Consider the following 20,898-nt stretch of genomic DNA (forward strand, 5'->3'; position numbering starts at 1 on the left):
TCCGACCTCCTTTCTCTATAGGACGTGACACGTTATCTATACTTAGGTCTCCAAGCAATCATCGTGTCAAACGCACCCACAGGATATGTGAACAGATGATTGTTTCCTGTATCAAGTGTAAAATAATTGGAGCCAAAATCTTTTAACTCTGTCGCTGGATCATCATTAATCATGATCAGTTCATTTTTCGTATCAATTTTTATTTCGTCACCCTCGTGAGCGATATACGGAATGTCATCCTCAGTTAGCAGATTCGATTCATTTACCCTCAAGCCATACATACGCATGGGAAAAATTTCTCTACTGCCGTATTTCGCAAAAAATAAAACGACCTGCCTAATAGGTCGCTGATAGTCTGGATTATCATCAATGATCGTTTCGCTGTGCCTTGCAACAGGCACCCCGTCTCTTACTTGCCAGGTACGCGCTTTAAATGTGTTACCCTCTCTTATCAATTCAATGTTAAGAAGGCTACCACTAAATACGGTTGATTCGGGACCGGAGTCCCCAGTGTAATCCATCACTCGTCGACGGCTGATATTATTACCGTCATTCATTCGTGCTAAGACTCGAATGTTTCGTGAGCCGTCTCGTGTATTAATCAACCCGAGTGAGCACACGATATCATCGTTCTCATCTAAAAATATGGCCATCACCTTACCTACACCATTTCCATCATTTAATGCAGAGGCGCCTAGTACGAGTTTAAAATCTTGTACGGGCGCGGATAATGATTGCCTAACAGCAGGACCATACCAACCACTATACCCACTGCCAAAACCAACAGGAACAAAAGAGGTACCGTTTAACACTTCAAGGTCACTGCCACTAATCGTACCGCCAGATACTTCGTCATTAAGCAAAAAACCACTGGTCATATGCGACCAACCAAGTAGACTTTCCATCCCCCACCGGTTAACTTCTGGATACCGATCCCTTGCCTCTTTATCAATATCAAACGGACGACCAACCATAAAGTAATCTTGCTCACCTTTTGCGATCATAAATGAGGTGACACTTTCTTTGGCTGTCGCAGTAATAACTGAGTCTACTTCGGCGGTTCCTTCATTGTGAATAGTTATGGCATCACCTTGGAAATGGTAAGGTCCTTGTTCCTGCCCGTATTTATGCGGATCCGGGCAGATAAAATGAAGCGTTCCTTCTCCTGAATCAACTAAATCCTCAAAATCATTTATAGCACCATCAAATACAGCGTAATAGGTTTTGTTAGATCTATCAGAATATATTAATGGAGCTGGTTCATCTGTTACTAGCCAACTAGCTAACTCTTCCTCTATTTGTTCCATATCTCTATCACCACGTACTATGAGGATAGGTATAGATAAACGAAGGACATCTGTTTGGGAGCTATTAATGTATGCACCCTTTAGACCTGGCGTAGTTATCGTATTTCTGTTAATTGGAGCGAAAGGAGGGCGTTCTTTTCCTTTTTTTATGAACAACCAAGGTTTCTCTACGCCATTAAACCTAATTGTTTTAAGCAAAACTATCCCTCCTTCTTTTATTTCTATTTTGCTCTTCCGTTATTGTTTCTTCGAGTACTTTACCTACTACTCGCTTATCTATAACCAGGTTCTTCCCGTCCTTTACAGCTTGAATTAGCTCACTTAGTAAGTGATGTGTTTCTGCATCATTGCTTGATGTTTTAACTGATGATTGGGATTGTCTTGAACCACTGTCTGATACAATAGCTTGTTTACCGATATCCACACTACTTGGTTCCGGCATCATTAACATGTGGTTCATCTTAGCTCTGATCTCGTCCTCTGATCCGTCAATTGCTTCACCAATCGTTCCACCAAAGTCAATCTTAGTGATTCCTCTCATTGGTCCTTCTTTTGGCTCTGAGAAAGGGAAGAATCCACGAATGGTCTTCGCTACGTTTCCAACCGCATCTTTTACTTTACCGATGGATCCAGTGATACCACCAATAACAGATTCAATGATATTTTTACCAGCGCTTAGAAATTTGCTTTTCATTCCTGAAAGGAGTCTAAGCGCGCTATCAAAAGGCTTCCGGATCGTTGTTAGAATTCGTGATCCTATACTAGCAAGGGTTGATCTTAAATTAGTAAAGATTCTCGTAACTCGCGAAAATAAATTGCTTATGATCGAAGTAATTCGCGTCATCATATTTTGAAAGATTTTAATCATGCTAGGTCCTAAATTTCGAATGATCCCTAACCCTAGCGAAGCAAAGCTACGAATCAAGGCAACAGCACGACCTACAAGAGTTATACTTATGAGATTCCAAATAAATTGAAGAGCGCCAGAAAGGAGCTGTTTCACGCCTTCCCACATTTTTGACCAATCGCCAGTCAAGGCTCCTGAGAAAATTTTTATAAGCCCCATAATGATATTTAGGGCTCCATTTATAATGCCTTGTATAATGCCCCAAACCGACTGTATGATGAATTGTATAACAGGCATTACAGTTTGGATGATTTTCTGTATAAAAGAAAACGATTTTTGGACGGATTGCATAATTTGAGTGCCATTTCCCTGCCAAAATTGCTGTAAAACTTGGAGTTTTTCTTGGACAAAAGGAACGACTAAACCTAAAATTTGTTGGAATATCTCCCATACAGCCGTCAGCGCTACAACTACGGTTTCTCTCACAGACCGGAAAATTTCCATTGCTTTCTCAAGAATTTGTTGGCCGTTTTCTTGCCAAAATTGTTGGATGATCAACCAAGATTGACGTAAAAATTCTACAACTTCCCCAAACACCGTTAGAACGGTCTCTTTAATTCCGATAAAGGAAGTCTGGTTACTCTCAAAAAGCTGTTGTATGGTCTCAATAACAGTAAAGAGTAATTCTTTAAAAAATCCAATTGCTTCACCGATCGCCGAAAATACACCAGTCGTTATTTCTTGGATCAACGGCATGTTATTACTAAACCACTCAAACAAAGGCATTAGAGCTTGTCCTAGGACTTCAAAAAGCATTCGTTTAAAATTATCCCATGCTTTTCTGAATTCGTTCATTTTATTTAAATCATCTTCGCTAAACGGTACATCAATCTCATTCATAATTTCATCTAATTCCATACCGCTAGCTTCCATTTCGGCGATCAAAGGCAACATATCAGCCATATTCATCTGATTGGCAAAAGCTCTCCTATCAGCACCTTCTAGCTCCATCATCTGTTCAACGATTTTTCGCATTTGTTCATCTGGTGAAAGTTTCTTAAATTCCTCGGCACTGATACCCATAGCATCAAAACCTTTAGCGAGACGAGGGGATAGTTCATTACCTCTCTCTAATTGACCATTGAGTGTCGCTAAGGAGTTTGTCATGATGTCTGTGTCTACACCAGCATCAGTAGCAATCTTACTCCATTTTTGCATCTCATCTGTCGACATTCCTGTAATAGCTGCCGTGTCTAACAGTTTGTCGGCATAGTTTCCGTATTTGACCATAGCTGCTGCGGTAGCAACTCCAGCTGCGGCTATTGCAGCACCCATGACAGCTGCGCCTTTTGCTACCGTTTTAGCGACACCACCGAAACGAGAGCTTAATCCTTGTCCTTTGCCGTCAATATCATCTAGCGTTTTACCGGCTTCATCCGCACCGTTTAAATCGATACGCCCTGCTAACTTAAATAATTCGAGCATTTTTCTCACCTTCTTTCTTAAAAAGGCATTAAAAAAGAGCCTATGTACTACGGCTCATTGATTTCAATATGTTATCTGCATCTTGCAGAATTTCTTCCTCTGTTTTTGGCGTTTCGTTGCTACCGTTTGAATTACCAGTGTGCATTTTTACATATTTATCAAACGGCACAAACTTTTTAGGGTCCATATTAGGCAACTCAACTAACCACTTACTCCACAGTTTATCTTCTGTGTTTTTCTTCATAGCCTCGCCTATTAATTCAACGAATAAATCAGCATCAAGCTCCATGATAAAGTTCATATCTCCATACCTGGTGCTTAATTCATCAATGATTTTTATCTCGCTTATTTCGCTGAATTGAAGGCTAGCTTCAAAAAATTTGTAAACTTTTCTTGCCCTTTAAAGTGCTCAATTAACTCTGCTAGAATTTCGAATTCATCATTTTCCAATTCTTCTTGCTTCACCCCGGCAACATCAGCTAAGAATTTGAATAATTCTTTTTCTGCATCCGGGATACCTTCAACCACTTCCATGATAAGCATGATCCAGTATTCATTGTCCGTGACAAGAAGGTTACCTTTCTCGTCCTTTGGAACATCCATTTCTAACATTCTTTTTTTAAATCCTGTCTTTCTCACAATTCGTGTCACTTTAAATAGATCTGTATTTTTCAGGTTTCTCATGACCTTCCTCCTTCAATTAAAAAAGAGAGGCATCAGCCCTCTTCATTCATTTATGCTACTTGTGTTTTCGGATAATAGATTCTGTAAGGCGCTTTATCAGTCCCGGCTTCTTCTGAATCGAGGTGCCCTTTAAAAGTGATAGGGATAATCGCCTCGTTGTTATCCTCTGCTGTCAAGGATAGCCCTTCCATCGATAAGGCATTTTCTATCACTATAACTACAGGACGTTGCGATCCGCTTAAACGACCAACAAAAGCGATATTCTCAACATAATCATCTAGCTTAAAGACAGTACGAGGTGTAATTAATTGAAAATTTTCATCTGTATCATCAATGTCTGCAGCACCAATACCTAACTTGATGTTTTCTGCAGTAACTTCCTTTAGATTAACCACTAATTGAGCGTTGTGAGAGTCAATAAACTCAAGACCTTTCACGCCTGTTTTCTTTCCATCAATTTCAGATTCACGAATCTCTAGCTCTGCAGTAAATTCATTACCACCACTCGTAGCACCTAGAGCAGTTCCTGTAAACTCTCCAGTTAACTCGTCATATTCTAAATTCTTGTATATAGCCCCGGCATCTAACACTAGATTTTGCGCGGTCTCAGTACGTAATCCGTTTGTTTTTATAGCCATTCGCTCTACCTCCTATATGTTCTTATCATTGCGGTTACGTCGTATCTTTTAATTTCTGCATCTGGATCTGGAACATAACCGATATTTGGGCGACTGACGGCCACAAGATTATGTTCATCCAAGCTTGCAAACTCTAACAGACTATCATTCACTCTCTCGGCAAGCTCCATAACTGTTGCATGAGACGTTCCTGTTGACTTATCCCAGCAACTCACCTCTATGTTATAGTCATCACGTCCACTTTCCCTGTTGGACATTGGCAGAAGCTTGTACACGACATAAGGGTATGGTGTTGGGACCACACTTCCATCAGATAACGTAATTGTTTGTGGAGCCAAACCTTGAAACGTTCTATTAGAGTGCGCCTGGTTAATCTGCTGAAATAAAACAGTTGCTATATTCCTCATAGCTTATAACTCCTTTGAGCAATAGCACGCAAGGCATTAAGGTTATTCATAATCCCTGTTGAAATGTACGGTTGTGCTGCCATTTTACTGGTCCCTTTTTCTAAATAAATAGGGTAGTCTTCTGATGTAAGTGTTGATCCTATCGAAACACCTTTATCATCTACGTTATATTTGATTGAATCACGAACCGCGCCTGTATCCACTGCGGTATTTAACTTCACATAACCCTCACCAGCTTTACCAACTGACTCCAACATCCGTTTATTTGCATCTTCAATCTGTTTCTTAATAGCATTTTTATTAGATGAAAAACTAACCATTGGTAGCACCTACTTTTACACCTGTGTACTCGAGTAGAATTTCAAGTTGTTTATCTAAATTGTTCGGATTATCTACGTTTTTGATATTGTAAAATTCTCCTTCTATGAGCATTCGATGTTCTTTTTGAATGTCTTCGACTCCAAAATAGATAAAAACATGAGTGGATAAAGTGCCGACCTTTTCACTGGCAATTACTTCATCACCACTTAACTGATCTAATGTGCCCTCAAGCATCAAATAATCATCCCACTCATGCGTTTCTCCACCCATACCGTCACTAGTTGATGTGTATTTTTGCGTAATTGCTATCATAGCTTTCTCCTTATGCCCTTTGTAATACTTGGAGGATAATCATCTAGGAACGATACAGAATGTCGTGACAGGCTCTCAGATTGATAGCCAATCTTGTTATTAAGGTGGTAGCCGATCATTTGAATAACGGTAAAATCAGTCCAGCCTACATAATTTTCTAACTGACCTTCAATAAGTGGGATCAACGCTTCTATTTGTTCGGTTTTATTAGAGAAGCCTAATACCGCTTGTACTTGTGGGGCTGTGATAGCCATACAATCACCCCTTTATGATTTCAATGAGCTCGTCTTTCGTAGCTTTAGGACCATACTCTATTTCCTCTTTATCAAGGTAAGCTTTCAGGTCATCGTTATTTATCTTCTTTAACTCTTCTTCTGAGAGTTCAAAGAAATCAACTTCAGTTTCGCCATCTTGACCATCAGCTGGAGTAACTTCTTCTACTTCCTTGAAACCCATATCTTTATAAACCACACGAAACGCCTTTTCTGTAACGTTGATTTTCTTATCGCCTTTTTGAACTAATATTTTATCCATGATATTCCTCCTAGTAAAATTTTATAAAAAAAGAGAGGCATTAAGCCCCTCTAAACAATACTTACACCACAACTTCTGGTGTTAACGCTGCGAATGCTCCATCTTTCAACGTCATGAAACCAACATGCATAGTCGCACGCAATGCAAACATATCACGCTCGAATAAGTTAATAGGATCTCCATTTTCGTCCAGAATCGTTGACAAAGTAGCATCTTCGGAAATCGCATAGCTTATATCTTGTAGGATACCGTAACGCGCATACTGCCAATCACCTGTAAGGACACGCGCCTTTTCGTAATCAAATGATTTTCCGTTAATGTAACCAACAGGAAGACCAAGTAATTGGTTAGCTGCCCCTCCATTCGCTGTGTTAAAAATCGGATTCCCTTGTGCATCAACAGCACCGCGCAATTTCTGGCGATAACGTTTAACAGATGCGAAACCGTTAGGATCGTTGTCGTCATCCTCTACAAGTCCAAGCAAAGCGTTAAGATCTTGGTATAGGTTGTCTGTAGAACCTTCTTCAATCGTGTTACCAGAAGCAATGATCTTTTCCCACACAGAAACACCTGCAGCATACGGAGAGTCATTACCGAAAATACCGGCTTGGTCAAATTTAGTATAGAAAGCTTCCGCGATCATTGGTCGAATCGAATTGAAGAAGTCAGTAACGGAATAAGCTAAGAATTCCTTAGAAACTGGAAGGATAACCCCAATTTTCTTTGCTTTCATTTCAGCCTCTAACCAAGTAGCCTTAGATGTCTGGATCTTCTTACCTTCTCCGACCCAATAAGCGCCTGGACCGTCAGCAAGGTATGAGAATTTCTTTTTAGGCTTCGTCATTTCCTCATATTGAGCAAGTTGCATGATTGCTGAGTTTTGCATAACCTCTTTTAAAACGAGTGTTCCTTGCTCGGAAGGGATAGCCCCTGTACGTGCATCAGACAATAGAACGTTATCTGGATTGAATGCGAAGTGCTGAATATTTAATGGTAAGAATGATTTAAATTGCTTTGTCATGTGAATCTCTCCCTTTTTATTAATCTCTGATACTAGCTTCTTTCGCTAGCTTGGAAATGTCGGTAGTCGATGCTTTATTATCGCTACCACCTTGCTTGAACTCTTTACCACTTGCCTTGAATTTCTCGTCTACAGCGCTTTGAACGGCTTTGTTATACTCTTCTTCTAGCTTGGTAAGGTTGGCAGTTGTGCCGTCCTCATCCTCTGCAATAAAAAAATCAAGGATCCCTTTTGGTAGCTTCTTTTCATCGGCAACAGTAAGAGCCTTGTTTTTCAAAGCTTCCCTGTTACGTTCTTTCTTTTCTTGCTCAAATTGTTGCTTCAATTCTTCTAATTCTTTCTGTTCTGGTGTTTTATCAGGATTCTTTTTCTTCACTTCATCATCGATTAACTTATCTAGGTTCTTTTCTTTCCACGTATTCAGACCTTTAGTAAAGTTCTGATCCATACGCGGTTGTAAAAGTTTCTTACCTTCTTCCGTATCAAGGAACCCTTCTACATTCTCTCTAGTAGGCTGTTTAAGTTCTCCTAAGTACGTTTTCACTTCATCTGATTCTTTGTTCTCTTCTAGCCATGCTTTGATCTCTTCTAATGTCATTATTTATTCCTCCTAAGACCTTCATGTACGAGCCATAAAGTTCTTTATTTTGGCATAATAAAACGCCTCTCAAGTCTCATGAGAAGCGTGGTATTCCTTATTACGGCTACATTACGGAGTAGCGAACCGAGATATAGGATCACCTCCTTTTACCTTATAGTCACCCTATCATTAGCTTGCGGTCTACTATGTTCCTCGTATTGATCCATTTCCTTATCAACATTCTGACCAGTACCAGTGAAGTTCTCCAATGCAATACGAATGAGCTTTAGTTCACTTGCTATTTTCTTAGCGATTTGATCATTCATGATTTAATCAGCCCTTTTTCTAAATATTCGTTATACGTTTTGTATTCGGTTATGCCAACGTCTCGCACTCTTCTATATTTTGGTTCGAACCCTGCAACTATCTCTATCATGGTACAACGACATTTAATAACGTTCTCAGCACTGCCAGCCGGATCGCCAGGATACATCAATTTTTCGCCATCTACTTTAAAAGGCTTATCGATATCGACTTCTTGACCATCGGCATTTGCGTGGCTATCTCTCGTACTTCCGTCAACTGTAGATAACCAATGCTTTTTAAGAGTTATACCGAGCTCTTTCCCTTCTTCCATCACATCAAGTCTCGCCTTTCCCCTAACCCTGTGATTCTCTGTTTGTGCAATAGTTAGGGCATTTCTAGCGCCTATATCCATTCTTTTCTTGAGACGTTTTGCTGTGGTTCCATAAGCTTCTCCTTGTAGCAGTCCTTGAGTAAGCTGCTCTCTCATTTGCCTAGTGAGTCTCGATTGATTATCTCGGTTACGCTGCAGGAATCCCACACGATCCAAAGGATTTTCAATCCCTCTATCAATCAACTCTCTATTAAGGACAGAAAAGCCAAGATCTGATTTAACCTCATTCGATAGAATATAAGCAGAACGATAATAAGACTCTTCAAACAACTGTCTCTGAGACTTTTGAAGCGTTAAGGCGTTTCTGCCTGTCAGCTTGCGAACTTCGTCTCCTATGTCCTTTTCTAGCTTTGTCAGACGGTTATAACGTTGCATTTCAATCCAGCTACCATCTGTTTTCTCGTAGGCAATAGCAAGTTTCCCACGGATTTCTTTTAAAGCAGTCTGAAAGTTCCTAATGAGTTCCTTTTCGAACTCACTTTCTAATTGATCTAGCGCTAAATCTCGGAGTCTATTCTGTTCCTCCTTCGTCGCCACCATCATCACCGCCTAGATCGTCATCAAGGTCAAGTTCACCCTCGTTTTCAACTTCCATACGTTTAATTTCATCCATAACATCATCAATGAATGACAGAAGACTTAATCTAGTCCGTTCAGATACGTTTCCTTTTAGAGCCATTTGCGTTTGTGCCTCTTCCAGTATGTTAACTGGTAAATTACGCGTGAACTGGAACGTGAAGGCTAGGTAATCCTCTGGTTTACACTTGCCACGCTTCGCCCACGCAGAACATAACACCTTAAACTGATAACGGAGAGCTGTTGTCATTTTGCGCTCCATCGTAATACATTTATTTTCTAATGCCATCAACTTATATTTCATGGCAACACCTGTAACGCTCGTTCCGAATGATTCATCGGAAAAATTAACCGATTTAGAGAAACGTAAAATGTTTTCCTCTGCTCGATCAAGGTGATTCTCGATCATTTGATCATTGATTTCTTTAGTAAGATAATGGACCTTCTCTTTGTCATCCATGAGCTCAAGAATACCTCTCCTATTCGCTTCATCCATTGCTTCATCATCGGCAACCATGCCGGTTAATACGAGATAAGCTAATCGATACTGCTCAACCTCGTTATTAGCATCAGATAATGATCGGTCATACGCATCAATAAGATTGTATACCTTCTCCGCATCCCCTTTTAACTCATCGTTGTTTGGTAATCCAAACAAAGGGCAGTGATCGAATAAATGCTCTGAGATATCCACTAACTCAAAATTACCGCCTGCAGACTTTTGACGAAATTCGTATATACCGTCCTCGTCATAGAAGTCAGCTTGGTATAAGTCTCCTTGATCCTCTTTACCGATCGAATAATAACGGAGTCCATATGTCGGCTCTGCAATGTTACGTTCTGAGAGGATATACACTTCCCATGGGTTAACGTTCCTTACTCGTTCATTTCCTTCAGGATCAATGTAGGCAAGCCTAGCACCGTAACCACAAATAGCTGCTCTCTTTCCCCACTCGGAATCCTCGTCCTCTAAGTTATTACGCATATTAAAAACGCCTACCTCTGTTTGAAGTGGCGTTTCCTTGTCTGACTCTTCATCATCTTCAGCATCAATCTCGTAACTGATAGCGTGTCCGAACATATATCCAACCTTTGTATCTACGATCTCGGCATCAAAGGCGTTGTTTAATTTGTTGTTTACTTTGTTATCAATACGCTTGAAGGTTCCTGTTTCAAAATTCTCATACTCTACAGGTTTGCGTGAGAGGATCGGCACGCCTCCAACCTCTGCTTTGTAACGTTCATACTGTTTAATCATTCGCTTTCGATCGTTGTTATGCTGGTCAATCATTTCTTTAATAAGATCAGAGCTAATACCATTTATTTTAATCTGTTGTATTAAGCTTTGCATTGTCTCACCTCTTCCCTCTCAAGAACTCTTTCTTGTAATGGGTATATATTGCATAGCGTAATGCATCGAGAACGTCATCCCATTCTTTCACTGGCTCCCCGGACTTCTTATTCCAGACGTACATGTAAATTTCTTGTCTGAAGCGATCCACTTTATCTTTCACGACGTTTAACCTACCTGTTTTAAAGAAGCTGCTAACTGCTTCAATTCCAGATAAGACAGATTTATCAGCGTTTATTGCTCTTAACTTCTCTCTTCTGAATCGTTTGATATGTTCCGGTCTAGCTGTGTCACAATAGAAGTTAATGTTTCCATAACGTTCTTTGACACCTTTGGCCACCTTCACCCAGTAGTCAATCTCTTCATGCTGCTTAGCGTGTTCTTCAATTACATAAACAAGACCTTTGTCACTTACTCCCAGGACTACAACTGAGCCAAAGTGTTCGTAACCCCAGTCAACTCCAGCAAAGTACGTTTTGAAATTTATCGCCTTGATTTCCTCATGATCTACATAATGGATTCTCTGATCAAAGTCTTTATAAACAGCACCATCAGCACTCACCCATTGCCCATCTATGTTCCTTTCTGTAAACATGCCACTTGGCGTTGTGCCTCGAATGTTCTTTCTATAACGCTCTGATAGAAAAGTGTTATCATCCAGTCTGAATTGATAGGAAATGATGCTAGGATCTGGATTGTCAATGTAATCTCTCTTGAGATAATGCTCTGGATGGTCTGGGTTAGTATCTGTTAGGATCCTTGCCCCTTCACCAGAGCAACGAGATTTAATTTCATCGAATACTATTTCGTTAGCGAGCGAACCTTCATTTATATAAGCACCAAAAGCCGTCATCCCTCTAATCTTGTCTAAATGAGCAATCGATGAATGTCCAGCTTGTACACAATAAACACCAAATAAATAAAAGTTATTATGCTTATCAAACTTAAACTCAATCCCATACTTATTAGATATCTCAGTAAGAATGTTGTTTTGAATGGTCCCTAGGGTGGCGCCAGATACAATATACATAGGTTTTTCGATGCCTAGTTTATTAGTGATTTTCCTCACTCGAATTAATTCTTGTAAAAATAGATCGTTGTTAAGGACCGTCTTACCACTGCGTTTAGCACCATGGTTAATTAGCATAAACCAATCATCATTCACACATCGTTTATAGATAGTTTGCTGCTTCTCTGTGTAAATAGAATCTAGGTTATTCTTCACTGAAAGCACCACCTAGAGCTTCAAAGTATTCTTTCAGCTTATCCTCTGTTTTAGTATCTGTTTTTAGCTCTTTCTCTAGCTTAGCAACTTCTGCTTTTGTTTTCTCCTTGATTAACTCGGTTTCCGCTTTGATCTTTTCGACTTCAATATTATCTTTATTACGCCATTTATTAGTCCGGTTCTTTAACCAAAATATCTGAGCTGTAACATCAGCTGGGATGTGCTTGTGTGTCTTTTCTACTTTCTTTTTCTTCTTCCCATCGACCTCTTCAATGTGCGTTTTCACTTCTTCGTAGTCATAACCAAGCGCCCTTTTATATAAAGCGTTCTCGACTTCAAAGTCTGCAACTTCCTTCCCCTTTTTTAAGGAGCATAATCTGAGGATGGTTGTCTTTCCAAACATACAACGTGCGAACAGCAATGCCCATGTTTTTAGCGATCTGCTCATCTGATAGGCCATTCCTAGCCCAACCTTCTAAAAGCGTCTGTCCCTCAACAGTGAGCCATTTATGATACTTCCCTTTTGCCATAAGATCACCTTCCCCATTATCGGGGTATTCACCTCGCCCCCACCTCTATCCCTTTTTATTATTTTCATGAGATATTGATCGCCTCCATTCCCGTCAACTCTTCCCACCTTCTAATGATCACATCAGCATAAATAGGGTCAAATTCTACAATCCTGCAGTGCCTCCCCGTTTGTTCGCAAGCAATCAACGTTGATCCACTTCCACCGAATGGATCCAGAACAATGTCGCCAGGCTTTGTGGAATTAGAAATAGCTCTGGCACATAGACGAACAGGTTTCATCGTTGGATGATCCGCATTCCTGTGTGGCTTTTCAACTCTCCATATCGTCGTTGTTTCATCGTTTCCATCATGAATGATTTCAAAATCTTTTACTTTTATCACAACATTATTAATCCCATTATTGACCGTTAGGATGGAGTGATCTTTTTTAGTTTCAACCGATAAATCAACAGGAAGCTCTTGTACTGTCGTTTCTTTTCTTCCCACGTACCAATTGTGACTGGCTCCAGGCTTCCATCCGTATAAGATCGGCTCATGTTTCCAGTGGTAATCTTGCCTACCCATAACTAACTGGTTTTTAACCCATATTAGACATTGCTTTAATAAGAATCCCGAATCTTCAAAGGACCTACGGAAGTTAACTCCTTCTGAATCAGCATGACAGACATATAAAGCGCCTCCAGGCTTTGTCACGTTATACATATTTTTATGAGCATCTAAAAGGAATTGATAAAACACATCATTATCCATTTTGTCATTCTTAATCTTTAATCCAGTGCCACCTTCATAATCGACGTTATACGGTGGGTCAGTGAATACCATGTCTGCTTGTTTATCTCCTAAAAGAGCCAGCATGTCATTCTCTTTCGTAGCATCACCGACAATTAGCTTATGATTTCCGAGTTGCCAAACCTCTCCACTTCTTGACTTTGTATTTTCACTCGCCTCGTCTGTTGCCCCTTCAATATCGAAGTCATCCTCTTTCACTTCATCTTCAACATGAAATTGTGTCATCATATCCTCTATTTCATCCATATCAAACCCGGTTAATCCCATATCAAAATCGCCATCGTCCAGATCCTGTAGTAAATCTTTTAATAAAGTTGTATCCCAGTCACCGCTGATCTTGTTTAATGCCACATTTAATGCCTTTTCTTTTTCATCGGTTAAATCAACCACAGACACTTCTATTTCTTTATAACCTAAATCCTTTAACACCTTTATCCTTTGGTGCCCTCCGACAATCGCTCCAGTTCTCTCGTTCACAATAATCGGATCAACATAACCGAACGTTTCGATACTTCTCTTTATTTTTTCGTACTCTTTGTCTCCAGACGCTAAATCTTTTCTTGGATTGTATTCTGCAGGGATTACATCGTTTATTTTTCTTTTTTCAATTCGCACCTTTACCATCCCTCTCTTTGCTTCCTCTTCACAGGACAGGAACCGCATAACGCTGTCGTTCCTATGTAAGACCTGTGAACAAAAATCAAGTGAAAAACGCCACCACTAGATAACTAGTAATGGCGCTCGGTATTAGTATGAGGAAGGTAGAAGCACTTAACCTCGCCGACCTCCCTTCCAGTTTATACTAATTGTTTTTCGCGATTCAAATACTGCCAACTTTGACACAAATTGTTGTTTTGACACAATTGGTTTATAATGTCATCCCTCAACCTTCTGACTTGTTCTCTTGATATTGCAATATGCTTGCCGATTGCTCGGTAGCTCAGCCCCTCCATCATGCAGCTGTAAACAATCTGTAGCATTGGATCTTCTAATAATTCCTCGGCTGACTCCACAAAATCAACTTTATCCTGATACTTTCTCATGCGAGTAAGTAATTTTCTTTCTCTTCTATCCAGTTGATCTAATTCACTTTGACTAATCCCCTTTGACCCTCTTGGCATCGTAGCTTCTATACCATAAGGAGCCACGCCGTTATTTCCTGAACTTCCGCCACTACCAATACCTCTTATTAAATCATCTAGCCTGTCAATCTCTCTTTTCATCAAACGGTAAGCACTGATTATGTCCTCAATCTCTTTTCTGTTCATGTAAACGATCCCTCCTCGTAAAATAAAAAGAGGACGCCAGAATAAACGGATACCCGTCATTCTTAACGTCCTCCAGTGGGCTGGTAGGTTAACTTTTTTGGCCTTTTCTCTTTTTTAGCTGTTTAAGATATTTATCAGTACTATCATTAATGTCCATATTTTCAATCATTTTATTGTATAGGTTTATATGCATCTGTTGAATCTGCCATGCCTGTGCTCCATCTAATTTAGCCTCTCTTATATAGCTTAGACCCACTTCAACCTCTTTTGGAAGTTTCTTAGGAAAAAATATTTTTTTCCCATTCATGCTTGTTGCGCCTACGATCATCCATTCCCATATATTTCTATTAAGTTTAAGGTTAGTAGATTCTTGTAAAATAGGCAAGAATATGTCAAACACTACCCATATACAAACTCCTAAAAGTACCCCAAACGCTGTACCAGAAGGATTATTAACAAATAAAATATCTAAAGACTTTAAAGCTATGTGTGAAATTTTGTTTTTAAGTTTATCTTCCATAAACTCCACCCCAGCCAAAAATCGATTTTTCATTATTATTAACTAGTTCTTCTTTGGCAGGAAAAATACTTTTAACATCATCTCCATCAAAGAAATCATCTTTATTATTATGTTCAATTAGAAAAGTTAAAATTTCACGTACTTCAGATTCGTAACTTCCGTAGTATCCTCTTTTGATCCTGTACATTAAAATCCTTTGTCTAACAAAAAGTAATATCATCAGTAGCGCTATAATTAATACAATATAGATATTTACACTTGCAGTTATACTTGAGAAAATAGTATAAATTGAAAAAGAAAGAATTAATAATAAAAAAGAATTCGTATTGCTACGGGCTTTTTTCGTAACTAACAATCCAGAAATTGTATGCTTTTCTTTATTATTTTTATCCTTCTCTATTTCTTGAATAAGTAATTGTTGAACTAAGACAAATAATGATTTGTTAGAAATCAACACCATTTTTCCATAAGCTTTTTGTATAGGATTTCTTACCCTTTCAAAAGGACTATTAATAGTTTTGGAAGTACTTGACCAACTTTCCTCTATTATTTTTTTCATCTTTTCTAATTCTCTAAAATTTGATTGTACCTTAATATTTATTTTTAACTTTTTAAATCGCATTAAAAATAGGGATATAGTAATAGTTAACAGCGAAATAATAGATAATAGTATTTCCAATGGATCCTCTCCCTTTCATATCATTCATAAATATTCTCCAAATTACTTTCACGTTTTTAACTTACTATGATAAGTAATGATTTTGTATCTAGATAATTTTTCTTATCATTTTCTTTCAGTGCTAAATCATTAATGAATTTTACAATTCTGTATAAATTTCTATAATAATTTCCCGAAATATGATCATAATGATAGTAATTGTTATTTAAAATTTCTGAAAGTTACTCCATACTTAATCTCGGCTCATAACCTTTACTTTTTATTAATTAGCTTATACCGTATAATTTTATTAATTTATCAATCTCTATATCTATACCAAAATTACGCAAATTAGTTTTCCTCTTATTAAACATATCTATTAAAATATCCCTCTTTTCTTTAGAAGTTGCATGATGTATTTTACGATGGCAATTTGGACAAAGGCTAACTATATTACCAGGTACATCAAGACCGACATTAAATTCACCTTGCGCATTCATTGGGACCAGGTGATGTGCCTCAAGAAAGTTTTCATTAGTAATCGATGAGATAAATGTGAGGTGTGAGCTTTCAATTTCACAACTATAGTTTGATTTTATTAATGCTTCTTTTGCTTTTGAAGGGTCTCTCGTCCATCCCCCACTTTTGCTTTTACTCGTTTTTTTCCCCACTGTTTGAGGTACTTCATTTGTTTTACTGGGCTTAGAGATAAGTATTTCTTGTTGATACTTAGTATCTTCAACTTCACCCTTGTATATTAAATCATCTATTACTATATCGAACTCTCTAGTTCCTATGAATTTTTTAATTTCATAAAGCCCTTCAAGTAGAGTTAATATATCTGATACCAACTCATTATTGTCTGGTACGTTATTAACATCATAAAATTTCGAATATATATTTGCAGCTTCATAGTTTTTAGCATTGTCGGTTTTAGACCTTAAATCAATAAAGGACTCAGTAAATTCATTACTATAGAAATCCAACTCCTGGCGTAAATTTTGGGCTACGTCTATCATTTTCTCTCTAGGTTTATTACCTTTAAATTTTTTAGCTAAATAAGTAGTTCCTTGATTTAGTGAAAGATAAAATCCACTCATATCTTCTCTAAACAAAAAAACTACATAAAAACCCTTTCGAGCACCTTCAGTAATTTCTTTGTCAAAAATTGAAATCCATGGAGTTTTCGTTTTGTTCCCAATCCCATATGAGCCCTCTACTTTAAACTTTCGATTATCTAGGTTTAATAAAGTCATCATTTTCTCTGGAATTTCATTTTTAATAATATTACCAACCTTTTGATCGCTGGGCTTAGAATCATTATTATAAAAATAATGATAGTGCTTAAGAAGTGTTTCAATCAGAATTCTCATGTTCTACAACTCCTCAATTAAAAGTATACTCGCCCATCAAACCTCACAATTATAGCTTAAATACTTTAATATCCCTGCAACCTCTAGTGGTAAAACTTTCAGTTACCTAAAGGAAATAAATTTATAATCTTCTTTATCAATGGATACTGTTTTAACTCCTAGATCTTTTCTCAAAGAAATAATAATTTCTCTATGCAAACTTTTTATTTCATCATCACTAATAAATTGTCCATTTTCTTTTTTAACCAAAGTATCAAAAAAGAGGCTTATATTTTTCAACAACTCTTCATTTGCCCATAGCCATAAATGATCATATGATTCTAATAATTTCTTTTTATTCATCTTCAGTTCATCTCCGACATATCTATCATTTACAAAGACATTCAAATATTTTGCAAATTGAGAGTATAACTCTCGTTTCTGATTTAATATTTCTTTTTCCATCGATAGATCATTTTTTAATTGTTCCAATTTGATTTCTTTACTTCTGTTTAAAAAAACCAATATCAACAATACAGCACCATTAATACCAGCGCCTATTAGTGTAGTAATCAAAACTCTTCCCCCTCATCAAACCTCACCCGTTTTAACTTCCCCTGATGTGTAATTACCTTTGTCTCTCCGTGATCAGGAAGAACCGTTTGTTTTGCTTTACCATCAGAAATCATAATAATAACAGGTTTAGCATAGTTTTTTGTGTCTAGTTCAATCCTACCAGTTTCACTATTAATTTCCAAGTCTTTCATTCTCATATTCATAAAGACCCCTCCCAAGGTATTTCATGATATACTAGCAATAACCAGTTACTAGCCGTCCTGAGAGGGGCGGTTTTTCGTTTATTCCATTGCTTCTTACCCTTGCCACCATCCCATACGTTCTGCCATGCTATTTGAAATCCTAGCACTCTTAAGCAACTGTTGATCTCTACGTTTCTCCTCCTCTGTTTTCTTTCTCTTTGGATACATACGATCAATTTCATTAACTGGCATGTAATAAACCACTATGTCACCATGTAAACTATTAGTTGACGGGATTATTTCAACCTCATTCACGAGCTTTCAGCCTTTGAATTTCATTAAACTGTTTGATGGATAGCTGCACTTGATCTCCATAAATCACCTTCATTTCATCACGCTCACGTTCCGCTAATTTCAATCGTTCGATCATGTACCTTGACCACGCTTCTGTTTGCTTTCGTTCCTGTTGTAACTGAGCAAACAACCCCTTATACACTCGTTTCATTTCGCACCCTCTTCCACCGGACTGATATATCTGCAAATAAAGATATTTTCCTCCGTGAGATATTCAACATCGATGTTAGGATTTTCTGTATCAATCTTTCGAGCCATATGACGATTGGAGACGTAACAACTTCCGTTCATTCTGATATCTCTAATCAATGCTTCTAAAAATGATCTGTTGAACCTTACTCCACCTTCTCGGATTGACTCTTTTATTGGCATAAGATCGGCTCCTTTCAGAGTTTACTCGGAATGCTTATTCTCAAAAATGGTTGAATGAAATGGAATTTTTATAAGCCCATTTACATAAGAGACATACCCAAAATAATAAAAAATGCATATTATTTAATTGACTAACTAATTGGGAGGAATCTTATGTATAACGATAATTATACAAACGAGATCCATAATCAAAATGATGAAGTTTATCAAAATTCAGATAGCCTAGAACGACAATATCAAACGCAATATGCACCTTTTCATAGACCAAGATTTCCCTGGTGGTGGTTATTACCACCATATTACGCACCGTATCCACCATATTACCCACCGTACTACCCACCATACTATCCACCATACAGACCACCATACAGACCACCTTATTACCAAGGATACTAATTTCCTTCAAAGCGCTATCGCATGTAGCGCTTTGTTTTTTTATTACTTGAAATCACTTTTTCATAAAAACAAGCCAATGCCTTCCTCATTTGTCCATGATTAATTCGATTGTTTTTTTACTTATCCGCAATTAACTACACCGTTTTAACCTTATTACATATGATGTACTATCCCTATCGAAAGGGGGTTTTACTAATGAGTGATTATGGATGTAAAAAAGACTCTAGTTTTGCGTTAATTGTAGTCTTATTTATTTTGTTAATTATTGTCGGTACAGCTTTCGTTAAACATTACTAGAATTTTTGATGCGAGCACTTATTTATAGCGCTCGCTTATTATACCCTCATTCACATACTCCGTTTCCAGATCACTGAGGGAAAGACATGATAAAGCTTGTCCATCCCTTGATTCAGTGAAACCTTGCATCATTAGTTCGGCTATCAACCGTTGCCGTTCAGCTTCTCGGCTTGCGTATTTACGTAGTAGCATTAGGTAATCTCTCCTGTCATTTTGCATTGATCCATAAAATTTACGAATTAACCCTATCTGTATAGGTATATTATTCTGAATTTCACAAGTTTACATAATACGACATTTTTTCGAATGTATAGGTGTAATATTTTGATTGTCCTCCCCTTTTTAGGAGGGAGGTGATAACAATGGATCTCGAGAATTTTAATTTTAAAATTTTAACTGATCATGAAATAATTTGCCTATTTAAAAGCACTAAATCATATTTGGTGAAAAGTAAGGTGAACGAGCATGATCTTTTGAAAGATCTTTTATTGTTTCTAGAAAGCGAAATTAGCAACCGAAACTTAAATAAAGAATAAACATTACAAATATTAACAGTCCTCTTTGAAATTCTGGTTTTATTTTTGGGGAGAACTCTAATCAAATATCGCTTGCTACTATCCAATCCTTTGTTTTTTCTTCTCAGCCAAGATCCGTTTATACTTATCAGCCTCAGCTTTCGCTTTTGACATTTCTTCTGGCGTAGAATTAATTTCCTGTGATTCGGTTAAAGCTTTTGGTACAGGAACTTCTTGAGGTTGATTCCAACGAGCCCCGTTGATTCTAGTTTTTTGATCCTTATTAGCTTTCTTCTCTTCTTCATAAGCACGAACATCATCTATGGTCTTGAGATTGTTGTTATTCCATTCTTTCAAGATCGTTTCTGCATAGGAGAATTTATACACTCCGTTTTTTACAGCGATCATCATAGCGGCTGTGACCATTTCATCTGATAGATCTTCACACCATTCTGCTATCGATTGAGAAACGATTGGTTTCAGTACTCCAATATTTTGTTGGAAGAATTCAAAAGGATTTTCAAATTCGCTACTACTACTATTCTCTTTATCTTCTTTACTGTTCTGTACTGTACTATCCTGTACTGTACTGTGTGTACTTTCGTCATCAGTAACTATAGTTGTATCTGAGTTTCTGACATCGGAAACTCTACTTGTCGTTACGTTCTTGGCATCTGAAACGTCAATGAGCAAATATTCCTCTATCATTTCGACTTTTGAACGCTTGTAAGTGGAGCGCACATAATGTTCTTGAATCCGTCTTGAAGTGAGTATTCCAAATCTTTCATATAGATCAGAATTGAATATGTCCCACTTCACACAATCGTTTATGATGTCAGTAACTTCGTTTGTGTCGACGGAAACCTTCTTGCTGAATAGTATCTGTTGCTTCTCGTTCCAATTAAGGAAGTAACCATTTGAATAAATCTTCTGGAACATCTTAATTAAAATAACGAATCCTTTATGACCATGTTCAGCTTCTATAAGCTCTGTTTCATCGTCCATTTTTACGTCCAGTGAAAAGAATTCAAGTCCTTGTTTAATCGGTCTAGCCAATCACCTCACCCTCTTTCCTTTCATTTGTTTCTTAGCTTGGTATTATT

32 protein-coding genes are annotated in these 20,898 nt (G+C 37.8%); 1 reads left to right on the plus strand and 31 read right to left on the minus strand.

Annotation, left to right across the window (positions count from 1 at the left end; genetic code table 11):
• Positions 1-32 precede the first annotated feature (32 nt).
• From ACHABW_RS15235 to ACHABW_RS15375, 29 genes are all read right to left on the minus strand, one after another.
• Positions 33-1,505, minus strand: a complete 1,473-nt coding sequence (locus ACHABW_RS15235; RefSeq protein WP_435756320.1) for a distal tail protein Dit — start codon at positions 1,503-1,505, stop codon at positions 33-35.
• Positions 1,498-3,639: a phage tail protein gene (locus ACHABW_RS15240; RefSeq protein WP_435756322.1), complete on the minus strand. Its 2,142-nt coding sequence runs from the start codon at positions 3,637-3,639 to the stop codon at positions 1,498-1,500. Before ACHABW_RS15240 ends, ACHABW_RS15235 begins: the two co-directional genes overlap by 8 nt.
• A gap of 40 nt (positions 3,640-3,679) precedes the next feature.
• The gene (locus tag ACHABW_RS15245; protein ID WP_435756324.1) at positions 3,680-3,940 is read right to left on the minus strand and encodes a hypothetical protein; all 261 of its coding nucleotides are present in this window, start codon (positions 3,938-3,940) and stop codon (positions 3,680-3,682) included.
• A 44-nt stretch (positions 3,941-3,984) separates the two neighbouring features.
• Positions 3,985-4,323: a hypothetical protein gene (locus ACHABW_RS15250; RefSeq protein ID WP_435756326.1), complete on the minus strand. Its 339-nt coding sequence runs from the start codon at positions 4,321-4,323 to the stop codon at positions 3,985-3,987.
• A 50-nt stretch (positions 4,324-4,373) separates the two neighbouring features.
• Positions 4,374-4,961, minus strand: a complete 588-nt coding sequence (locus ACHABW_RS15255) for a hypothetical protein (RefSeq protein ID WP_435756328.1) — start codon at positions 4,959-4,961, stop codon at positions 4,374-4,376.
• Between the two features lie 5 nt (positions 4,962-4,966).
• A complete protein-coding gene (gene gp17 / locus ACHABW_RS15260) occupies positions 4,967-5,368 on the minus strand; it encodes a tail completion protein gp17 (protein WP_435756330.1) in 402 nt (133 codons plus the stop codon).
• Positions 5,365-5,688, minus strand: a complete 324-nt coding sequence (locus tag ACHABW_RS15265) for an HK97-gp10 family putative phage morphogenesis protein (RefSeq protein WP_435756332.1) — start codon at positions 5,686-5,688, stop codon at positions 5,365-5,367. The genes gp17 and ACHABW_RS15265 overlap by 4 nt, the downstream gene beginning before the upstream one ends.
• Positions 5,681-6,001, minus strand: a complete 321-nt coding sequence (locus ACHABW_RS15270; RefSeq protein ID WP_435756334.1) for a phage head closure protein — start codon at positions 5,999-6,001, stop codon at positions 5,681-5,683. Before ACHABW_RS15270 ends, ACHABW_RS15265 begins: the two co-directional genes overlap by 8 nt.
• Complete coding sequence (locus tag ACHABW_RS15275) at positions 5,998-6,255, minus strand: hypothetical protein (RefSeq protein ID WP_435756336.1); 258 nt, start codon at positions 6,253-6,255, stop codon at positions 5,998-6,000. The genes ACHABW_RS15270 and ACHABW_RS15275 overlap by 4 nt, the downstream gene beginning before the upstream one ends.
• A 4-nt stretch (positions 6,256-6,259) precedes the next feature.
• Positions 6,260-6,535 (minus strand): hypothetical protein, encoded by a 276-nt coding sequence (locus ACHABW_RS15280; protein WP_435756338.1) that lies wholly within the window; start codon positions 6,533-6,535, stop codon positions 6,260-6,262.
• Positions 6,536-6,596: 61 nt separating this feature from the next.
• The gene (locus ACHABW_RS15285; RefSeq protein ID WP_435756340.1) at positions 6,597-7,556 is read right to left on the minus strand and encodes a phage major capsid protein; all 960 of its coding nucleotides are present in this window, start codon (positions 7,554-7,556) and stop codon (positions 6,597-6,599) included.
• 19 nt (positions 7,557-7,575) lie between these two features.
• On the minus strand, positions 7,576-8,154 hold the full coding sequence (locus ACHABW_RS15290; RefSeq protein ID WP_435756342.1) for a DUF4355 domain-containing protein: 579 nt from the start codon (positions 8,152-8,154) through the stop codon (positions 7,576-7,578).
• A gap of 149 nt (positions 8,155-8,303) precedes the next feature.
• Entirely contained in the window at positions 8,304-8,462 is a 159-nt protein-coding gene (locus tag ACHABW_RS15295; RefSeq protein ID WP_435756344.1) for a hypothetical protein, read from the minus strand.
• The gene (locus tag ACHABW_RS15300; RefSeq protein WP_435756346.1) at positions 8,459-9,376 is read right to left on the minus strand and encodes a phage minor head protein; all 918 of its coding nucleotides are present in this window, start codon (positions 9,374-9,376) and stop codon (positions 8,459-8,461) included. Before ACHABW_RS15300 ends, ACHABW_RS15295 begins: the two co-directional genes overlap by 4 nt.
• Positions 9,345-10,760: a phage portal protein gene (locus ACHABW_RS15305; protein WP_435756348.1), complete on the minus strand. Its 1,416-nt coding sequence runs from the start codon at positions 10,758-10,760 to the stop codon at positions 9,345-9,347. Before ACHABW_RS15305 ends, ACHABW_RS15300 begins: the two co-directional genes overlap by 32 nt.
• Before the next feature lie 4 nt (positions 10,761-10,764).
• Positions 10,765-11,985, minus strand: a complete 1,221-nt coding sequence (locus tag ACHABW_RS15310; protein ID WP_435756350.1) for a PBSX family phage terminase large subunit — start codon at positions 11,983-11,985, stop codon at positions 10,765-10,767.
• Positions 11,975-12,445, minus strand: a complete 471-nt coding sequence (locus tag ACHABW_RS15315; RefSeq protein ID WP_435756352.1) for a hypothetical protein — start codon at positions 12,443-12,445, stop codon at positions 11,975-11,977. Before ACHABW_RS15315 ends, ACHABW_RS15310 begins: the two co-directional genes overlap by 11 nt.
• A gap of 134 nt (positions 12,446-12,579) precedes the next feature.
• Positions 12,580-13,929, minus strand: coding sequence for a site-specific DNA-methyltransferase (locus tag ACHABW_RS15320; protein ID WP_435756354.1), 1,350 nt, complete (start codon positions 13,927-13,929; stop codon positions 12,580-12,582).
• Between the two features lie 173 nt (positions 13,930-14,102).
• A complete protein-coding gene (locus tag ACHABW_RS15325; RefSeq protein WP_435756356.1) occupies positions 14,103-14,573 on the minus strand; it encodes a sigma-70 family RNA polymerase sigma factor in 471 nt (156 codons plus the stop codon).
• A gap of 88 nt (positions 14,574-14,661) precedes the next feature.
• A complete protein-coding gene (locus ACHABW_RS15330) occupies positions 14,662-15,093 on the minus strand; it encodes a hypothetical protein (RefSeq protein WP_435756358.1) in 432 nt (143 codons plus the stop codon).
• Complete coding sequence (locus ACHABW_RS15335) at positions 15,083-15,772, minus strand: hypothetical protein (protein WP_435756360.1); 690 nt, start codon at positions 15,770-15,772, stop codon at positions 15,083-15,085. The genes ACHABW_RS15330 and ACHABW_RS15335 overlap by 11 nt, the downstream gene beginning before the upstream one ends.
• 56 nt (positions 15,773-15,828) lie before the next feature.
• Positions 15,829-15,984, minus strand: a complete 156-nt coding sequence (locus ACHABW_RS15340) for a putative phage abortive infection protein (protein ID WP_435756446.1) — start codon at positions 15,982-15,984, stop codon at positions 15,829-15,831.
• Between the two features lie 54 nt (positions 15,985-16,038).
• Positions 16,039-17,124 carry an MrcB family domain-containing protein gene (locus ACHABW_RS15345; protein ID WP_435756362.1) on the minus strand — a complete coding sequence of 362 codons (1,086 nt, stop codon included), beginning with the start codon at positions 17,122-17,124 and terminating at the stop codon, positions 16,039-16,041.
• A gap of 102 nt (positions 17,125-17,226) precedes the next feature.
• Positions 17,227-17,679 (minus strand): hypothetical protein, encoded by a 453-nt coding sequence (locus ACHABW_RS15350; RefSeq protein ID WP_435756364.1) that lies wholly within the window; start codon positions 17,677-17,679, stop codon positions 17,227-17,229.
• Positions 17,676-17,876, minus strand: a complete 201-nt coding sequence (locus ACHABW_RS15355) for an XtrA/YqaO family protein (RefSeq protein WP_435756448.1) — start codon at positions 17,874-17,876, stop codon at positions 17,676-17,678. Before ACHABW_RS15355 ends, ACHABW_RS15350 begins: the two co-directional genes overlap by 4 nt.
• 99 nt (positions 17,877-17,975) lie before the next feature.
• Positions 17,976-18,176: a hypothetical protein gene (locus ACHABW_RS15360; RefSeq protein ID WP_435756366.1), complete on the minus strand. Its 201-nt coding sequence runs from the start codon at positions 18,174-18,176 to the stop codon at positions 17,976-17,978.
• Positions 18,169-18,366, minus strand: coding sequence for a hypothetical protein (locus tag ACHABW_RS15365; RefSeq protein WP_435756368.1), 198 nt, complete (start codon positions 18,364-18,366; stop codon positions 18,169-18,171). The genes ACHABW_RS15360 and ACHABW_RS15365 overlap by 8 nt, the downstream gene beginning before the upstream one ends.
• On the minus strand, positions 18,363-18,587 hold the full coding sequence (locus ACHABW_RS15370; protein ID WP_435756370.1) for a hypothetical protein: 225 nt from the start codon (positions 18,585-18,587) through the stop codon (positions 18,363-18,365). Before ACHABW_RS15370 ends, ACHABW_RS15365 begins: the two co-directional genes overlap by 4 nt.
• A gap of 151 nt (positions 18,588-18,738) precedes the next feature.
• On the minus strand, positions 18,739-18,942 hold the full coding sequence (locus tag ACHABW_RS15375; protein WP_435756372.1) for a hypothetical protein: 204 nt from the start codon (positions 18,940-18,942) through the stop codon (positions 18,739-18,741).
• A gap of 236 nt (positions 18,943-19,178) precedes the next feature.
• Between ACHABW_RS15375 and ACHABW_RS15380 the strand changes: the two genes are divergently transcribed.
• Positions 19,179-19,280 carry a YjcZ family sporulation protein gene (locus tag ACHABW_RS15380; protein WP_435756374.1) on the plus strand — a complete coding sequence of 34 codons (102 nt, stop codon included), beginning with the start codon at positions 19,179-19,181 and terminating at the stop codon, positions 19,278-19,280.
• 18 nt (positions 19,281-19,298) lie between these two features.
• Here the strand turns inward: ACHABW_RS15380 and ACHABW_RS15385 are convergent, their stop codons facing one another.
• Both ACHABW_RS15385 and ACHABW_RS15390 read right to left on the minus strand, forming a co-directional pair.
• Positions 19,299-19,472, minus strand: a complete 174-nt coding sequence (locus ACHABW_RS15385; protein ID WP_435756376.1) for a hypothetical protein — start codon at positions 19,470-19,472, stop codon at positions 19,299-19,301.
• Between the two features lie 422 nt (positions 19,473-19,894).
• A complete protein-coding gene (locus ACHABW_RS15390) occupies positions 19,895-20,851 on the minus strand; it encodes a Lin1244/Lin1753 domain-containing protein (RefSeq protein ID WP_435756378.1) in 957 nt (318 codons plus the stop codon).
• Positions 20,852-20,898: the final 47 nt, after the last annotated feature.

This window comes from Salipaludibacillus sp. CF4.18 (assembly GCF_051262595.1).
Classification (GTDB): Bacteria; Bacillota; Bacilli; order Bacillales; family Salisediminibacteriaceae; genus Salipaludibacillus; species Salipaludibacillus neizhouensis.

Bases quoted from the DNA above. Each gene is read 5' to 3' on its own strand.
- ACHABW_RS15295 (WP_435756344.1), bottom strand. From the start codon at position 8,462: ATGAATGATCAAATCGCTAAGAAAATAGCAAGTGAACTAAAGCTCATT.
- ACHABW_RS15270 (WP_435756334.1), bottom strand. From the start codon at position 6,001: ATGATAGCAATTACGCAAAAATACACATCAACTAGTGACGGTATGGGT.
- ACHABW_RS15305 (WP_435756348.1), bottom strand. From the start codon at position 10,760: ATGCAAAGCTTAATACAACAGATTAAAATAAATGGTATTAGCTCTGAT.
- ACHABW_RS15380 (WP_435756374.1), top strand. From the start codon at position 19,179: ATGAGTGATTATGGATGTAAAAAAGACTCTAGTTTTGCGTTAATTGTA.
- ACHABW_RS15255 (WP_435756328.1), bottom strand. From the start codon at position 4,961: ATGGCTATAAAAACAAACGGATTACGTACTGAGACCGCGCAAAATCTA.
- ACHABW_RS15370 (WP_435756370.1), bottom strand. From the start codon at position 18,587: ATGCCAATAAAAGAGTCAATCCGAGAAGGTGGAGTAAGGTTCAACAGA.
- gp17 (WP_435756330.1), bottom strand. From the start codon at position 5,368: ATGAGGAATATAGCAACTGTTTTATTTCAGCAGATTAACCAGGCGCAC.
- ACHABW_RS15320 (WP_435756354.1), bottom strand. From the start codon at position 13,929: ATGGTAAAGGTGCGAATTGAAAAAAGAAAAATAAACGATGTAATCCCT.
- ACHABW_RS15325 (WP_435756356.1), bottom strand. From the start codon at position 14,573: ATGAACAGAAAAGAGATTGAGGACATAATCAGTGCTTACCGTTTGATG.
- ACHABW_RS15385 (WP_435756376.1), bottom strand. From the start codon at position 19,472: ATGCTACTACGTAAATACGCAAGCCGAGAAGCTGAACGGCAACGGTTG.
- ACHABW_RS15275 (WP_435756336.1), bottom strand. From the start codon at position 6,255: ATGGCTATCACAGCCCCACAAGTACAAGCGGTATTAGGCTTCTCTAAT.
- ACHABW_RS15375 (WP_435756372.1), bottom strand. From the start codon at position 18,942: ATGGTGGATAGTATGGTGGGTAGTACGGTGGGTAATATGGTGGATACG.
- ACHABW_RS15285 (WP_435756340.1), bottom strand. From the start codon at position 7,556: ATGACAAAGCAATTTAAATCATTCTTACCATTAAATATTCAGCACTTC.
- ACHABW_RS15365 (WP_435756368.1), bottom strand. From the start codon at position 18,366: ATGAAACGAGTGTATAAGGGGTTGTTTGCTCAGTTACAACAGGAACGA.
- ACHABW_RS15290 (WP_435756342.1), bottom strand. From the start codon at position 8,154: ATGACATTAGAAGAGATCAAAGCATGGCTAGAAGAGAACAAAGAATCA.
- ACHABW_RS15280 (WP_435756338.1), bottom strand. From the start codon at position 6,535: ATGGATAAAATATTAGTTCAAAAAGGCGATAAGAAAATCAACGTTACA.
- ACHABW_RS15250 (WP_435756326.1), bottom strand. From the start codon at position 4,323: ATGAGAAACCTGAAAAATACAGATCTATTTAAAGTGACACGAATTGTG.
- ACHABW_RS15355 (WP_435756448.1), bottom strand. From the start codon at position 17,876: ATGAGAATGAAAGACTTGGAAATTAATAGTGAAACTGGTAGGATTGAA.
- ACHABW_RS15330 (WP_435756358.1), bottom strand. From the start codon at position 15,093: ATGGAAGATAAACTTAAAAACAAAATTTCACACATAGCTTTAAAGTCT.
- ACHABW_RS15245 (WP_435756324.1), bottom strand. From the start codon at position 3,940: ATGAACTTTATCATGGAGCTTGATGCTGATTTATTCGTTGAATTAATA.
- ACHABW_RS15300 (WP_435756346.1), bottom strand. From the start codon at position 9,376: ATGATGGTGGCGACGAAGGAGGAACAGAATAGACTCCGAGATTTAGCG.
- ACHABW_RS15345 (WP_435756362.1), bottom strand. From the start codon at position 17,124: ATGAGAATTCTGATTGAAACACTTCTTAAGCACTATCATTATTTTTAT.
- ACHABW_RS15265 (WP_435756332.1), bottom strand. From the start codon at position 5,688: ATGGTTAGTTTTTCATCTAATAAAAATGCTATTAAGAAACAGATTGAA.
- ACHABW_RS15315 (WP_435756352.1), bottom strand. From the start codon at position 12,445: ATGGCCTATCAGATGAGCAGATCGCTAAAAACATGGGCATTGCTGTTC.
- ACHABW_RS15240 (WP_435756322.1), bottom strand. From the start codon at position 3,639: ATGCTCGAATTATTTAAGTTAGCAGGGCGTATCGATTTAAACGGTGCG.